The organism is Hymenobacter sp. AT01-02, from assembly GCF_000961955.2.
Classification (GTDB): Bacteria; Bacteroidota; Bacteroidia; order Cytophagales; family Hymenobacteraceae; genus Hymenobacter; species Hymenobacter mucosus.
The window spans coordinates 17869-31833 of sequence record NZ_JZIR02000037.1; the positions used below are offsets into that span (position 1 = coordinate 17869).

General features: G+C 58.9%; 11 protein-coding genes and 1 pseudogene. 7 read left to right on the top strand and 5 right to left on the bottom strand.

Annotated elements, in window-relative coordinates:
* Positions 1-18 precede the first annotated feature (18 nt).
* From VI25_RS12965 to VI25_RS12990, 7 genes and pseudogenes are all read left to right on the top strand, one after another.
* Entirely contained in the window at positions 19-639 is a 621-nt protein-coding gene (locus tag VI25_RS12965; protein ID WP_045690146.1) for a hypothetical protein, read from the top strand.
* Between the two features lie 54 nt (positions 640-693).
* The gene (locus tag VI25_RS26910) at positions 694-1395 is read left to right on the top strand and encodes an AAA family ATPase (RefSeq protein ID WP_236705042.1); all 702 of its coding nucleotides are present in this window, start codon (positions 694-696) and stop codon (positions 1393-1395) included.
* Positions 1396-1510: 115 nt separating this feature from the next.
* Positions 1511-1840 (top strand): hypothetical protein, encoded by a 330-nt coding sequence (locus VI25_RS26915; RefSeq protein ID WP_236705043.1) that lies wholly within the window; start codon positions 1511-1513, stop codon positions 1838-1840.
* Complete coding sequence (locus VI25_RS12975; protein WP_152981609.1) at positions 1816-2562, top strand: hypothetical protein; 747 nt, start codon at positions 1816-1818, stop codon at positions 2560-2562. Before VI25_RS26915 ends, VI25_RS12975 begins: the two co-directional genes overlap by 25 nt.
* Positions 2559-2828 (top strand): hypothetical protein, encoded by a 270-nt coding sequence (locus VI25_RS27810; protein ID WP_055562557.1) that lies wholly within the window; start codon positions 2559-2561, stop codon positions 2826-2828. Before VI25_RS12975 ends, VI25_RS27810 begins: the two co-directional genes overlap by 4 nt.
* Before the next feature lie 41 nt (positions 2829-2869).
* A pseudogene (locus tag VI25_RS12985) lies at positions 2870-4998 on the top strand (hypothetical protein).
* Positions 4999-5012: 14 nt separating this feature from the next.
* Positions 5013-7787 (top strand): hypothetical protein, encoded by a 2775-nt coding sequence (locus VI25_RS12990; RefSeq protein WP_045690142.1) that lies wholly within the window; start codon positions 5013-5015, stop codon positions 7785-7787.
* 22 nt (positions 7788-7809) lie between these two features.
* Here the strand turns inward: VI25_RS12990 and VI25_RS12995 are convergent, their stop codons facing one another.
* From VI25_RS12995 to VI25_RS13015, 5 genes are all read right to left on the bottom strand, one after another.
* Entirely contained in the window at positions 7810-8958 is a 1149-nt protein-coding gene (locus VI25_RS12995) for an FAD-dependent monooxygenase (protein ID WP_045690141.1), read from the bottom strand.
* Between the two features lie 145 nt (positions 8959-9103).
* Entirely contained in the window at positions 9104-11041 is a 1938-nt protein-coding gene (gene dnaK / locus VI25_RS13000) for a molecular chaperone DnaK (protein WP_045690140.1), read from the bottom strand.
* A 376-nt stretch (positions 11042-11417) separates the two neighbouring features.
* Positions 11418-12380 carry an alpha/beta hydrolase gene (locus VI25_RS13005; RefSeq protein WP_052695546.1) on the bottom strand — a complete coding sequence of 321 codons (963 nt, stop codon included), beginning with the start codon at positions 12378-12380 and terminating at the stop codon, positions 11418-11420.
* Between the two features lie 57 nt (positions 12381-12437).
* The gene (locus VI25_RS24110) at positions 12438-13292 is read right to left on the bottom strand and encodes a pseudouridine synthase (protein WP_082455533.1); all 855 of its coding nucleotides are present in this window, start codon (positions 13290-13292) and stop codon (positions 12438-12440) included.
* Between the two features lie 128 nt (positions 13293-13420).
* The gene (locus VI25_RS13015; RefSeq protein ID WP_045690138.1) at positions 13421-13822 is read right to left on the bottom strand and encodes a hypothetical protein; all 402 of its coding nucleotides are present in this window, start codon (positions 13820-13822) and stop codon (positions 13421-13423) included.
* Positions 13823-13965: the final 143 nt, after the last annotated feature.

The following is a 13965-nucleotide window of genomic DNA, read 5'->3' on the forward strand; positions in this document are numbered from 1 at the left end:
ACTAGGAGATACTATCGGATGACGCTGGCTGGGTTTGTGAAAGAGTTGCTAGAAAGCGGGCAAGTGACGGTGATGGGAGAACCCATGGCCCTTGCTGCCGAAGACCAAGACGCCGTGCTGCACCAACTCCGGCAGTTCCACGCCGAAGATGCCGTGCACCAGCCCTACCAAGCGCCCAACTTTGACCCCGATGCGGCCTTGTGGGCAGCGCGCTACGTGTACCGGGTGGTGCAACTGGTATTGGTGCGGGAGCTGGATGACACGGCGGTGCAGGTGTGGTTGCAGGATTTTTCGGGCTCACCAACCCCCGAAGCCGTCTACTCCGTGGACCTCACTTTCCGGTACCTGCCTATCCTTCTGCACTTAGCACAAGGCCTAGCTCCGGCCGATGCCCTAGTGGCCCGCCTACAAGCCACGGCGCAGCAGTGGCCCTTTTCTTTTGTGGGCACAGCTACGCCCGAGCCTACTCCGGCAGCCATCCTGGAGCACCCCAGTTTGCGCACCGCCTATGCCGACCGCATTATTGCGGCCCGCGACCTGGCTCGGGCCCAGGAGCCCGCCGTAGCTGAGTTGGTGCGCGCGGCCCTCGGAAATTACGCCTCTACCTTATGGCCTGATTGGGCCACCTCACTGCTCTAGGGTGCCTGCTTCGTACTCTGCCTTCTTGTTTACTACCTCGTATTTTCTGTTTCTATGGCTAGCATAGCGCCAGCACACGCTCTCCTCATTGATAAGCTAAACCAGGTGGCGCGCCACCTCAAGAATACCTTCGTGGGCAAAGACGACATCATTGATTTGATGTGTATTTGCCTGGTAGGGCGCGAAAACCTGTTTCTGCTGGGGCCTCCCGGCACTGCTAAAAGCGCCCTGGTGCGGGCACTGGCGCAACGTCTGCAAGGCAAAACCTTTGAGTACCTGCTCACGCGTTTCACCGAGCCCAACGAGCTGTTTGGTCCCTTCGATATCCGCCGTTTGCGTGAGGGCGACTTGGTAACCAATACGGAAGGCATGCTTCCTGAAGCCAACCTGGTGTTTTTGGATGAACTCTTGAACGCCAACAGCGCTATTCTCAATAGTCTGCTCATGGTGCTGAACGAGCGGGTGTTTCGGCGGGGACGGGAGACCCGGCCCTTGCCGGCCTTGCTGATGGTAGGCGCCAGCAACCACCTCCCCGAAGATGACGCCCTGCAAGCGCTATTCGACCGTTTTCTGGTACGCGTGCACTGCGACTACGTGGCACCCACGGCGCTTGCTGAAGTACTGGAGCTGGCTGGAACCTGGAAGCCCAGGCCGCCGCTGACGCCCCGGAAATCTCAGCCGAGGAAATTCTGCACCTGCAAGCGGCCATCCCCACCGTTGACCTCCGCGCCGTGCGCCCAGCCTACGCCGACCTGATAAGCCAGTTGCGCTTGGCTGGTTTGCCAGTATCAGATCGGCGAGCAGTGAAGTTACAGCGCCTGCTGGCCGCCAGTGCCTGCTGTGCCAGCGCACGGAGGCCATTCCTTCGGACATGTGGGTGCTGCGCTACATCTGGGACACCGACGAGCAGCGGGAGGTACTAGCCGGTATTGTTGACGCCGTAGTGCGGGCCGATGAAGCACCCGCCCAGCATCCCCGAGCCACCGGCACTGAGGCTCCCAATGCTGATACTATTTTCCAGGAAGTAGCCGCCCTAACGGCCCAATGGGACGAGCCAACTACCTCTCCCGCCGAGCGAACCGTCATCAAAGACCAGCTTCGCCACCTCAACGGGCGCTGCCAGTGGCTTACGAATGACGTGCAGCGCGCCTATGTGCAGGCTCCGCTGGATGCCCTATGGCAGAAAGTATTGCAGGCATGATAACAGAGCGCATTTTGGTTCTGACTACCACTGCCCCCGTGGCGCTGGCAGCCGTGCGTAGCTTGCCCGGCTTGCGCGTGGCCGTGCAGGCGGGGCACATGTGGCTGCGGGGAGTGCCCGCGCCGCCTGTGCCGCTGGCAACTGCCATCCGGGCTTTGGCAGTTGTAGCTAGCTACGAGCTGGATACCGAAGGCAATTTGTTTCCCGCGGGCGGCCTGACCCCTACGGGGCGCCTACCAGAACTGGCTTGGCAGCCCATCCGGGAGTTTGTGCCGCTGGAGCTGCCCACGGCAGCATTGCCTGCCCAGCATCCTCCGCACTACCAAGTGCAGCTAGTGCCAACTGGACAAGTCGAGCCAGGCGCCGCCGTGCTAACCACCCTGTCTGCCTGGAAGGCGTATGCCGAAGGGGCACAGCAAGTGCGCTTAGAGCAGCTCCGGTTTGCCGTATCGGCACGTCAGCAGGTACTGGTGCTGGGTACGCCCTTGCCTACTGTGCCAGGTCAGGAACTGTGGGTACGCCACGATATTTTACTACCCGCCGGACTAGACTTTGCCTCACCCTTGTTGGCTGAGTTGGTAGCTGCCAAACTCAATCCCGCGCGCGAGGCCCTGGTGCTGTTTGATGCTGCCGGTACGTGGCAGCGCGTGCCTTGGAGCAGCTTACAGCCCGCCACGCGCAGCGCCATTCGTCTCACTCAAGTAGGAAGCCAAGCAGGATGAATAAGCCATCAGCCCCCACCGATGCTACCAAACGAGCCGTAGCGTACTTTCATGCCTCGCAAGAATACTTCTGGCGGTGGGCCGAGCAGGAAGCCGTGGTAGAATGGAAAAATGGCGCCACCATCTGCTACCGGCAAGAGCTAGCTCAGCTTCTCACCGAGCTAGCGCCATCAGGCTTGCCTACCCTCAGCACCTTGCTGCTCCTACTAGCCGCGTGCCAAGGCAGCTGGCAGAAGCAAATGGACAGCAGATACTTGAGGAAATAGCGTACCGCTTGTGCACGGCTGGTAAAGGTCAGGAAGAGGAAGTGGCTTATCTGCTTGAGCAAGCTGCTACTTTCCTGGATAGCGTAGCCGCCCTGCCCCGCGAGTTGCGGCAGGGAACAGCTAAACTACATCTGCTCCATACCATCTTCAGCTCCGAGTACCGACCCGTTTCTGCCGATTGGGCTCGCGACACGGTGGAGGAATGGACCAGTGGGCGCCTAGATGCGGTACTGGCCACTGCTGGCCCCGCAGCTACGTTGCAGCGCCTGGAAGTAGATATTGCCTTATTAATCCGGGCTTCCAAGCGTTTCCCCGCGGCCGCTAGCTTGGAGTTGCACATTCGCACAGGCCTGGCTGAGTTGCCAATTCCGCTGCCCGCGCCGGAAGTGGCAGAACGAGCCGTGCCCCTGCTTGACCAGTTGGCTGAAGATGCCCGCACGGTAGGGTTAGCCCGGCTTGCGCAGCGCGTTGTGGCTGCTTTGCACATTCCCCTGCACACCCAAGGTGCCAGCGACCAGCCCATTGGCGGCGTATCCGACGTAGCCAATCGGGGCAGTTTCGACCGGCTATTGCTGAGTGAGTTGGCCCACGACGATCTTTCGCTGCTAGCCCGCTTGGTCAACAACGAGGCGTTGTACCTGCGGCGAGAGGAGCCACCCCAGCCCCAACCCCGTCCGCGCACTATCCTGCTCGATACTACCCTGCGTTTGTGGGGCGTGCCTCGCGTGTTTGCTTTGTCGGCCGCCTTGGCGTGGGCCCAAAACGCCCGCGCCCCCCGTACCCATACGGGTCCGCTAGAGGCGTATGCCTTGGGAGGAAGCCGTGCACAAGCCATCGACATTACTACCAAGGCTGGTATAGTAGAGGCATTGGGTATCTTGGACCCCGCCTTGCACTGCGGTGAGGCCTTGCAAGTGTTTCTAGATCAAGAGGCAAGGGCTGCTCAGCTACCCGAGTGCCTGCTTATCACGGAAGCCCAGTTACTGCACCAGCCAGCTTTCACGCGTATACTGGCACATACTCCGGGCGTGCGGTTTCTGCTGACGGTGGACCGCACCGGTGAGCTACAGTTTTATGAGTATGCCCGCGGCCACCGTACCCAGCTAAGTACTACCCGCTTCGACCTTGATGCGCTGTTGTTTGCCCCTCTCCCGAAGCCCCGTTGGCGCTTGGCAGACGAAGAAGTAGCGGAACTGCCTCATTTCCTGAATGCTGACCCATGCCCCTTATACCTGCCCACTACCGGTATTCGGTCTGCGAAGACAACAGTTTTCTATGACACCCATTTGGGGGCAATAGGCGTCAGCACGACGCAACGCTTGCTCTATTGGCCCCAAAAGGAACGGGGAGCCCGTGAGCTGCTACCGGTTATTGAGTTGGGAACCTCTCACTTTGGCTTTGAGGGCGACGCGATAGTCTACCTGCTAATCTGTAACCCGTACGCGAAACGGCTGAAGCTCTACACGATTACGCCCGAGCAAAACCTGGTTAGGAGCCGCGACTTGGCAAGCAAAGAACTAGCCTGGGGCAGTAATCCTACGCCGCCCGAAATCACCTACCACGCCGGGGTCTTTTCCATTGTCCTGCTGGAAGGCTCATCACTGGCCGTTGACTGTCGGCGCCAGCAGATTGTGCCCTTTGACCCAGGCCAGCACCTGAGCAACAAGAAGCGTCCGGTGTACCTGCTGCACCAAGTTATGAAGCGCCACATCAATAACGGCTACACGGTATTGCAGCGCGTAAATCAGATGGGCGTGAACGTAGACGGTAAGCTAACTGTGGAGGGCTACGTGCTGCAACTGACGGAACAGGACACCCAACTGGAGCTACAGCCCAGAAAGCAGGACGGTACCGCCCGGCGCCTGGCTACTTTTGAGCCTGAGCCGCTAACCCTTGTGGAGAACCCGAACGTGGTGTTCCGGCGCCTTACCTGGGCCGACGGAAGCGTGGCAGTCATTGACCCCCGCGGCCTCCTGCACCTGCGTAGCTCCGACGCAACCTGCCAGAATTGACTGTTGTGCTGGTGATTGGCAAGCCGACGGCTGCCTGGGCCTCCAATGGAGTAGTAGCGGGCTCCACCTATTTTACGGGCTCCGGCCACCAGCCCAGTATTCCGGCGGTAGAGTTCTATGATATCTATCTTCAACGCTTTATCGACCGGCTAGCCTAAATTCGTTTATCGTTATGCAGCTGACCCTTCATTACCAAGCTACTGCGAGCCATGCGCCGTGCGCCGCTTTTTTGCGGGGCACCGCACCGGCCGAATGGCTGCGCGAAATAAGCCGCTGGAACGTGCCGCTTGCGGAATTGGTCTGCTTCCTCGTGCCAGAATCTATCCGTAGCGTGAAGGCAGCGGGGTTGTTTGTTGCCTTGCGCAATAGTACTAGCACGGCCCTCGCCGCCGCCGATCTGTTAGAGCCGTACGGCGTGGTAGCAGGGCGCCTCTACGTGCCCGTGCAGGCTGCCCTCTGGCCCGAAACTACCCCCGCCGAGCTAGCTCAACTTTTACTTTGGGAGCGGCAGCTCTTTCATCCAACCATAGGCGTAGTAGGGTTCGAAGCCACGGATGAGCTGCACCTCGCAGACCTGCTTGACTGTGGTACGAGCCTAGACGCTGACTGGACGTGGGCACACCCCGGCTTGCCCGCGCGTCCGCCCCTGCAACAGCTACAAGTGCAGCAGCCCACCGCAACGGAAGTAGTGGGCTCCTTCCGCGAAGATGTTGGAACTGAACCCCTGACCAGCTTACCACAGAATACCCCGGAGGAGCGCACCCCCCTGCAAAAAACGCTGGATGAAGTGAAGCGCCGCGCCTTGGAGGCTAGCTTAGCAGGCGTCAAGGGAGTAGGGCAGGCGCTGACTGGGCTGGGCAGCCTGCTACCAAGCGCCGGGGGAGGGCCGGGGGACACTGCTTCCGCCGGGCCAGGGCTGCTAGATCGGTTCGAGAACTGGCTGGCTAGCAACCTAAGTGGGCTAGATCAGAAGCGCAACGACGAAATTCAGCGCCTGCTACAGCTGTTCGACGAGAACATGGAGGAAGCTCTCAAGTATGCTATTCCACTTGATGGTCCTTACCTCAACCGTGGCGTGGCGTCCCCTTCTACTGCTCTGCAGCGGCATGGTACCAACTTCGACCCTACGCGGCTAGGTGGTGGAAGCCGGGTGGATGGCTGGAACTTGGGGCTGCACGAGTACCAACTGCGGGCAAACTACCAGCGGGCTGCTACCCAGGAAGCCGAAGCGGGCAACTACAAGAAAGCGGCCTACATTTATGCGCATCTGCTGGGCGACTATCACAGCGCGGCGCGCGTGCTGGAGCAAGGTGTCTACTACCGGGAGGCCGCCATTCTGTATAAAGACCACCTCAAGGACTTGCCCGCCGCCGCCGAGTGCCTGGAGCGCGGAAACTTGCTGCTGGAAGCCGTGGAAGTGTATGAGCAACTACGCAGGCCCGAAAAAGCTGGCGACTTATACCAACAGCTCCGGCAGCCTGCCCGCGCCGCCCAACGGTATGAACAGGCCGCAACTATCTTCCGAGACAACGGTGACTACCTAGAAACTGCTCGCGTGCTGGAACAGAAGCTGGCTGATCCTGCGCGGGCTCAGGAAGTGCTTTTGCAAGGCTGGAATGGAGCTAAGCAAGCGGAAGCCTGCCTATTGCGCTATTTCGAAGTAGTAGCCAACCAACCAGAAGCGGCGTTGGCTCCTGCCGTGCAGCAAGTGTATCAGGACCACACCCCGCCGCAGAAGCGGCCGGCTTTACTACAGGTGCTCGTAGCCGTGCAGGGGAAGCAGGAGAGAGGGTTGCAGGATGTCTCCCGAGAAATAGCCTACGAAATTATCAGTGGTGAGGCCAGCGCCGGACAGCTAGGCAACGTGCACCTGCTCAAGCAGTTTCTGCCCCAAGATCAGTTGCTGGGTGCCGATCTTAGCCGTTACGTTACAGGTGAGCGGGCTCGGATGGCAGCTCGGCCCACTACGCGGCCTGAAACTAGCCCCGCGGCAACGTCCTGGCAACTTGACCCTGAGATACAGTGGCTGCAGGCCGTGGCCCACCGCAATCAGTTTGTGGCAATTGGCACGCGGGAAAACCGCTTGCATTTGGTGCGGGGCAACTGGTACGGCAACTTTGAGTACTACTCCTGGCCCAACGAGCTAGCGGCTGATTCTCACATTCAGCTCCTTGCCGATGCGCAGCACGGCACGCGTATTCTGTTGCGCGACTATCCTAGCATGCTCTTCGAAACCAAGCTGCTGCCCAAGAATAAATATTTCAGCGAAGCACTGACCATTGAATCGCCGGTATGGCTGCCAAAAGGGCCACTTGCAATTGCTCTGCTGCCCGAGCGGGAAATTGCTACACTTACTATTAGTGGCGGCACCATGATGCTCCGCCGGTACAGTGGCACGGGGGCGTTGCTAAACAAAGTAGACTACTTCCCAGCGGGCGATATGCCGGCGTATGCGTGGGAAACTCCAGGGGGAACGGCCTTCACGATGGTGTACCGCAATGGCACGTACTACACATTTGCGGGGGAGGTACGCTTGGAGTTGCAGGAAACCGGCGAGCCTCGAATTGCTGGCACAAGCGCTACCATTGGGCAAATGGCAGTGTCAGCTTACGCAGAAGAGATGACACTGGCGTTTGGCACGGAACACGGTAGTTTCTTGTGTGGCCCACTACAGCCAGGCCGCACCGGCGGGCAACAGGAGGCCTACGTATCGGCCAATGCGCCCACCGCTATCCAGTTTGTGGGCCCCAACAAGCTTGCCGTTGCGAGTGTGCAGCAGGTAGTGCTCTATGCCTACTCTAAGGATGACGAAGACGGGACGCCCGAGGCTTCATTTGCTACCGAAGCGCCCATCATAGCCATTCTGCCTACTAGCAACCGTGAACAGTTTGCCTTGCTCTTAAGCACGGGAGAAATTTGCCTGAAACACCAGGAGCCCACTAGCTAGCATCGGTGGCCAAATAATTAACTTATACGGTTTCGTAGAGCCACGCCATTTGACTACGGCTGACAGCAGCCGGCAAATAGCGCATAACTGTGTTGCGCAGCATAACCACCAGCGGATTCTCTAGCTGCCCTACCCGGCCAAGCTGCCAAGAGGTGCGCACAATGCGGGTAGTGCGTGGCAAGCGCCGCTGCTCAAAGCGGCGGAAAGCGGCCGGTAGGTCCGTGGTTTCGGCTAGGCACTGCGCAAGTACGGCCGCGTCCTCCACGGCCATGCCGGCCCCTTGGCCCATGTTGGGGGTAGTGGCATGGCCCGCGTCGCCGAGCAGCAGCGTGCGGCCGTAGGCAAGGTGAGCCAACGGCTTTAGGTCCAGAATGTCGTTCCACAGTAACTGGTCGTCGCGGGTGAGGGCTAGCAGCGCTGGTACGGGCGCGTGAAAAGCGGCAAACTCCCGCTGCAAGTCGGCAGTACGAAAGCCTCGAAAGCGCGCATCCTGAGGCTGAGGACTGTTGATGCACGCAAACCAGTACACTCGGCCGCCCCCCACCGGCACGTAGCCAAACCGCCGGCCTCGCTCGCCCCACGTCTCGCATGACTCTCCGGCGGGCAAGGCTAAGCGGGTTGCGTCTACCACAGCTCGCCAGCAAGTGTAGCCAGCATAGCGCGGTGTAGCCCTTGGTAGTAGCTGCTGCCGCACCCGGGAGCGAAGGCCATCCACCCCCAGCAATGCATCAGCCGTAGCCATCCGGCCATTGGCGAAGTGCGCCATAACGCCAGTTGAAGTGGCCTCAAACTGCTCGAAAGGGTAGCCCAGGTGCACGGTACCTGCCGGCAGCGCCCGGAACAGCACCTGCTGCAACGCCGCCCGATGAATCCCCAAATTATCAAACCCTACTTTACGAGTGAACACCGACGTATCAGCGGCTTGTAGTAGCTGGCCCGCTTGGTCGCGCAGGTCGAGGTGCGTGACGGGGGTACCATGGGGACGAACGGCATCGTGCAGGCTGAGTTGGTGCAGGGCGCGCATGGCGTTGGCCCCGAGTACAATGCCGGCGCCTACTTCCCGCAACTCCGGGGCTGCTTCGTATACCTGCACGGTGTGGCCTTGCTGTAGTACGGCGTGCGCCGCGGTAAGACCACCAATGCCGGCGCCAATAATAACAAAGTGTGCCATGTTGTGAGGAAGAGCTACAAGTGGTGGGCTACCATAACGTAAGGGCTGACTGTCCGGTACGGCGTTTGACGTAATCGGAAGTCGATGAGTAACAAAAAAGGCCCGGAGCAGATGCCCCGGGCCTTTCGATTTACTTAACTGGCAATTACTTGCCTACTTCTTCGTAGTCTACGTCCGTCACGTTGTCGTGCGGCTGGCCTTGCTGGCCGTTGCCGCCGGGCTGGCCACCACCGAAGGGGTTGCCACCGTCGGCGCCGGGCTGGCCTTCTGGGCCACCTTGGGCATACATCTCTTGCGAGGCAGCCTGCCATGCAGCATTAATAGCTTCCATAGCGGTGTCAATCTGACCGAGGTCTTTGCTCTCGTGAGCCTTCTTGAGGTCGGCGAGGGCGTTTTCAACAGCCGTCTTGTTACCAGCGCTCAGCTTGTCGCCGTACTCTTTCAGCTGCTTCTCAGTCTGGAAGATCATCGAGTCAGCTTGGTTTACCTTCTCAATGCGCTCTTTCTCCTGCTTGTCAGCTTCGGCGTTGGCGCTAGCTTCATTACGCATCCGCTCAATGTCGGCGTCGGTGAGGCCCGACGAAGCTTCGATACGGATTTTCTGCTCTTTGCCGGTGCCTTTGTCTTTGGCCGACACGTGCAGAATGCCGTTGGCGTCGATGTCGAAGGTCACTTCAATTTGCGGAACACCGCGGGGTGCTGGCGGAATCGAGTCAAGGTGGAAGCGGCCAATGGTGCGGTTCTGCGAAGCCAACGGACGCTCGCCCTGCAGTACGTGAATCTCTACCGAAGGCTGGTTGTCCGAAGCCGTTGAGAAGGTTTCTGATTTCTTGGTCGGAATAGTGGTGTTCGACTCGATCAGCTTAGTCATAACACCGCCCATCGTTTCGATACCCAATGACAGCGGGGTTACGTCAAGCAAGAGTACGTCCTTCACTTCACCAGTCAGTACGCCACCTTGGATGGCTGCACCTACGGCTACTACCTCGTCTGGGTTAACGCCCTTAGAAGGCTTCTTGCCGAAGAACTTCTCTACTTCTTCCTGAATGCGGGGGATACGGGTAGAACCACCCACCAGGATTACTTCGTCGATGTCGGCAGTGCTCAGGCCAGCGTCTTGCAGGGCCTTTTTGCAGGGCTCCATTGAGCGACGTACGAGGTTGTCGGCTAGCTGCTCGAACTTCGCGCGGCTCAGCTTCACTACCAAGTGCTTGGGTCCCGAAGCGGTAGCCGTTACGTAGGGCAGGTTGATTTCCGTCTCCGTAGAGGAAGACAGCTCTACCTTGGCCTTCTCAGCAGCTTCCTTCAAGCGCTGGAGCGCCATAGCGTCTTTGCGCAGGTCGAGGCCTTCGTTCTCGCTGGCGAAAGTTTCAGCCAGGAAGTTGATAATTACTTGGTCGAAGTCGTCGCCACCGAGGTGGGTGTCACCATTGGTGCTCAGTACTTCGAATACGCCATCACCCAACTCCAGAATCGAGATGTCGAAAGTACCACCACCAAGGTCGTACACAGCAATCTTCTGGTCTTTGTGCTTCTTGTCGAGGCCGTAAGCCAGAGCAGCAGCAGTCGGCTCGTTGATGATGCGCTTTACGTCGAGGCCAGCAATGGCACCAGCTTCTTTAGTAGCCTGGCGCTGGGCGTCATTGAAGTACGCGGGTACCGTAATAACGGCTTCCGTTACGCTAGTGCCCAGGTAGTCTTCCGCCGTCTGCTTCATTTTTTGCAGTACCATGGCCGAGATTTCCTGGGGCGTGTACTGACGGTCGCCGATTTGAACGGCTACCGTGTTGTTGGAACCGCGCACCAGCTCGTACGATACGTGCTTAGACTCTTCGGTTACTTCGCCGAAGCCGCGGCCCATGAAGCGCTTAATCGACTGCAGCGTATTCTTGGGGTTGGTAATGGCCTGACGTTTGGCGGGGTCACCGACTTTCCGTTCGCCTTTACCGTTATCGAGGAACGCCACGATTGAGGGAGTCGTGCGGCGGCCTTCGCTATTCGGAATTACCACCGGCTCGTTGCCTTCCATTACGGCCACGCACGAGTTGGTGGTGCCGAGGTCAATACCGATTATTTTGCCCATGTGAATGGTTGTATATTAGGAGTTGAGATGTCAGATACTGGGTGCGAATCACTCGCGTCGGGGTATTTACAAGACGCGTACCAGCCCCTGAAAAGGCCCTTTTTCGTGACAGATTGTCATTTAGGGATATTCCGTGGTATAGTTTCGCGACGGTCTGACTTTTACGGGAAAACCACGGGTAGGATATGCTGACACAGGGGCAGAAACTGGTGCCCAGGACAAGGCCATAACACGCCCATAGGGCTTAATATTGGCATCCTGTGCCCGGTAAGGAATCTGGAAGGCCGGCTAGAAGCTGGCTCAGGTTGCCTATTAGGCCTTGCACAGTACAAGCATTTTTCAGATTTATTGTGTGCAACTGGCTGATTTGCAGGCCCTAGTGGGAGGCCAAGGGCGAAGAAGAGGAAGTGGCGGGCAGGTGCTGAAGGGCCTGAGCAAGGGTTTTCTGCCACAGCTCTCTATGCTTCCACCAGTAGGGCTCATGCCCAGAGCCAGGAAAATCCTGCCGCTGCTTGGGGCCGCGTAGGGCCTGGTAAATGGCATTAGTCTCCTGCGGTGTAACCCGGGGGTCGGCGGTGCCCCAGAGCAGGAGGGTAGGGGTAGTTACCTGGGCAGCGTAGGCAGTGGCATAGAGGTCAAAAGCCCAAAAGTTGTTTTCCACGCCGCCCCAAAATACCAATAAGTTGGCCATTGGAAACGAAGGAACGTGCATGGAGCGGAAACGGCTCTGGGCCGTTTGGAGCATGCTGCCATAGGGGCATTCCAGCAGGTTGGCGGTAGGCCGCACGCCTAGCTCCGCCTCAGCCCGCAAGGTAGCCACGGCCCCCATGGAGTTGGCGTAGAGAAAAACCGGGCCCGGCCGCCGCTGCAGCCAGCGCGTTACGGCAGCTACATCTTCGGCCTCGTGGTGGCCTACGGTGCAGACATTACCTGCCGAGCCGCCATTACCAGCAAAGTCAGTGAGCAGCACGTTGTAGCCCAGGCTCCGAAAATAGCTTGCCTCAGGTAGCAGCTTGCTTTTACTGCTGGTATAGCCGTGAAACAAGGCCACGGTTCCCCGCGGTTGCGGTACGGTGCTATACCACGTTTCCAGTCGGCCGTTGGGGCTTATCAGATACTGGGTGGAGTAGGGAAAAGCCGGAGTCGTGCGGTTAGTCGGCTTCGGATTTTTAATACCCGTGAGCAGTACCCCAATCTTCTCTAATGGGGTAAGCTGCTCAGGGTTGTCGGTATGCGTGCCAGCTTCTGTAGTGAAATGGGTGAAGCGCCAGGCGTGAAATGCCGCTACTACGTTCATCACCACAAATGCAATAGTAGCGAACAGGAGGAGGCGTTTCATTACCCTGGGCATAAAGAGCAAATTAGACTAATCTAGGACGATTACCCGACCAAGAGCCTAGCGTCGGCCCCCCGTGCGGCCACTGCCTCCGTTGCGGCTAGAGCCTGGCTTGCGGCCGGCACCCCGGGCAGCAGAAGCACCCGGTTTCGAGCCGGGAGCGGCGGAGCCAGCAGGGCGCGTGGCCTTTTTGCTTGGGTTGTCGCGCCTTGCCGAATTAGCTGGCCGGGCCTGTGCTGGCTTGCCTCCTGGCTTGGCAGCGGCGGCGTTGGGCCGTACGCCGCCCGGCCAGTATTCCGATGGTCTGCTGGGTGCTTTATACGTACCCGCGGCAGCGGTTTGCGCCGCCATGTCTTCTGTCAGGTCTTGTACTTCGGTTTTGGTTAGCTCGCGCCACTGGCCGGGCTGCAAGGCATCCACGCGCAAGTCGGCGATGCTCACGCGCACCAGGCGAAGAGTAGGATAGCCCACGGCGGCCGTCATCTTGCGCACCTGCCGGTTCATACCCTGAGAAATACGGATCTGCACCCACGTAGTCGGGATGTTGGCCCGGAACCGAACGGGTTTGCTTCGCTCCCAAAGCTGGGGCGCCTCGGGTAGCAGCTCTACCTCAGCGGGAGTAGTGAAGCCGGTCTTTAGGTCAACGCCGCGCCGTAGGTTTTGCAACGCTTCCTCACTGGGAATACCTTCTACCTGCGCCCAATACGTTTTGGGTACCTTAAACCGCGGCTCCAACAGCCGGTGTTGCAGCTGCTTGTCGTCGGTAAGCAAAACCAGCCCCTCAGAGTCGTAGTCGAGGCGGCCTACTGGGTAGATGTTGGGAATTGATACGAAATCCTTGAGCGTAGCCCGGCCATTTTCGTCGGTGAACTGGGTGAGTACTTCGAAAGGCTTATTGACGAGAATGTAGCGCATAGCTGGCGCGAACCACGAATTCGCAGAAAAAAGAAAAGAAAGAAGAGTGGCCTTTCTCAGGGCGCCGAACGGAGAGCAGAATGGCTGCTGCTCTTCGGCTACCCGGGCAAGGCTGCCCAAAGGTACGCTTACTTCTGTAGGCGTTTACGACGGATGCTTTCCGCAACCAGGATTCGAACGTCACCGCTGGGGCGCACCACAAATTCCCCGCTGTCGAGCACCATCTGACCGTTGCGCATTTCGTCGCGGTAGTTGTGGTAGATTAGGGTGCCGATGCGTACGGAATCGGCGGCGGTAGGGGCTGGCGGCGCGGGCATGCCATTAATTCGGGCCATATCAGCCAGGTACAATAAGGAGTCGCGCTTGGTGTAGGGGCGGGCCTCAAACTTACCGGGGAAGTAGTTTTTTGCATCCGAAACTCGGCTGCGTACGAAGTCCTGCACGGCTAGCTCAGCTAGCTGCTGACCCGTTTTTTTGCAGCCAACCAGCAGAGCGGCAGCGGCAAGAAAAGAAAAAGAAAGGCGTTTCATAAGGCAGTAAAGATAGCGCAGACCAAACCGACTAAGGCAGAACCTCGGTTCCCGCAACCGGAATGCTTGGCAACGCAGGCAGTTAGGCACCCAAACGCAACCTGGCCGGATCGGGCGTGGGCACCGAAAGCAGGCCTATCAAG

Coding starts and splice junctions, on each gene's coding strand:
- VI25_RS12965 (WP_045690146.1), top strand. CDS start 19: ATGACGCTGGCTGGGTTTGTGAAAGAGTTGCTAGAAAGCGGGCAAGTG.
- VI25_RS26910 (WP_236705042.1), top strand. CDS start 694: ATGGCTAGCATAGCGCCAGCACACGCTCTCCTCATTGATAAGCTAAAC.
- VI25_RS26915 (WP_236705043.1), top strand. CDS start 1,511: ATGTGGGTGCTGCGCTACATCTGGGACACCGACGAGCAGCGGGAGGTA.
- VI25_RS12975 (WP_152981609.1), top strand. CDS start 1,816: ATGGCAGAAAGTATTGCAGGCATGATAACAGAGCGCATTTTGGTTCTG.
- VI25_RS27810 (WP_055562557.1), top strand. CDS start 2,559: ATGAATAAGCCATCAGCCCCCACCGATGCTACCAAACGAGCCGTAGCG.
- VI25_RS12990 (WP_045690142.1), top strand. CDS start 5,013: ATGCAGCTGACCCTTCATTACCAAGCTACTGCGAGCCATGCGCCGTGC.
- VI25_RS12995 (WP_045690141.1), bottom strand. CDS start 8,958: ATGGCACACTTTGTTATTATTGGCGCCGGCATTGGTGGTCTTACCGCG.
- dnaK (WP_045690140.1), bottom strand. CDS start 11,041: ATGGGCAAAATAATCGGTATTGACCTCGGCACCACCAACTCGTGCGTG.
- VI25_RS13005 (WP_052695546.1), bottom strand. CDS start 12,380: ATGAAACGCCTCCTCCTGTTCGCTACTATTGCATTTGTGGTGATGAAC.
- VI25_RS24110 (WP_082455533.1), bottom strand. CDS start 13,292: ATGCGCTACATTCTCGTCAATAAGCCTTTCGAAGTACTCACCCAGTTC.
- VI25_RS13015 (WP_045690138.1), bottom strand. CDS start 13,822: ATGAAACGCCTTTCTTTTTCTTTTCTTGCCGCTGCCGCTCTGCTGGTT.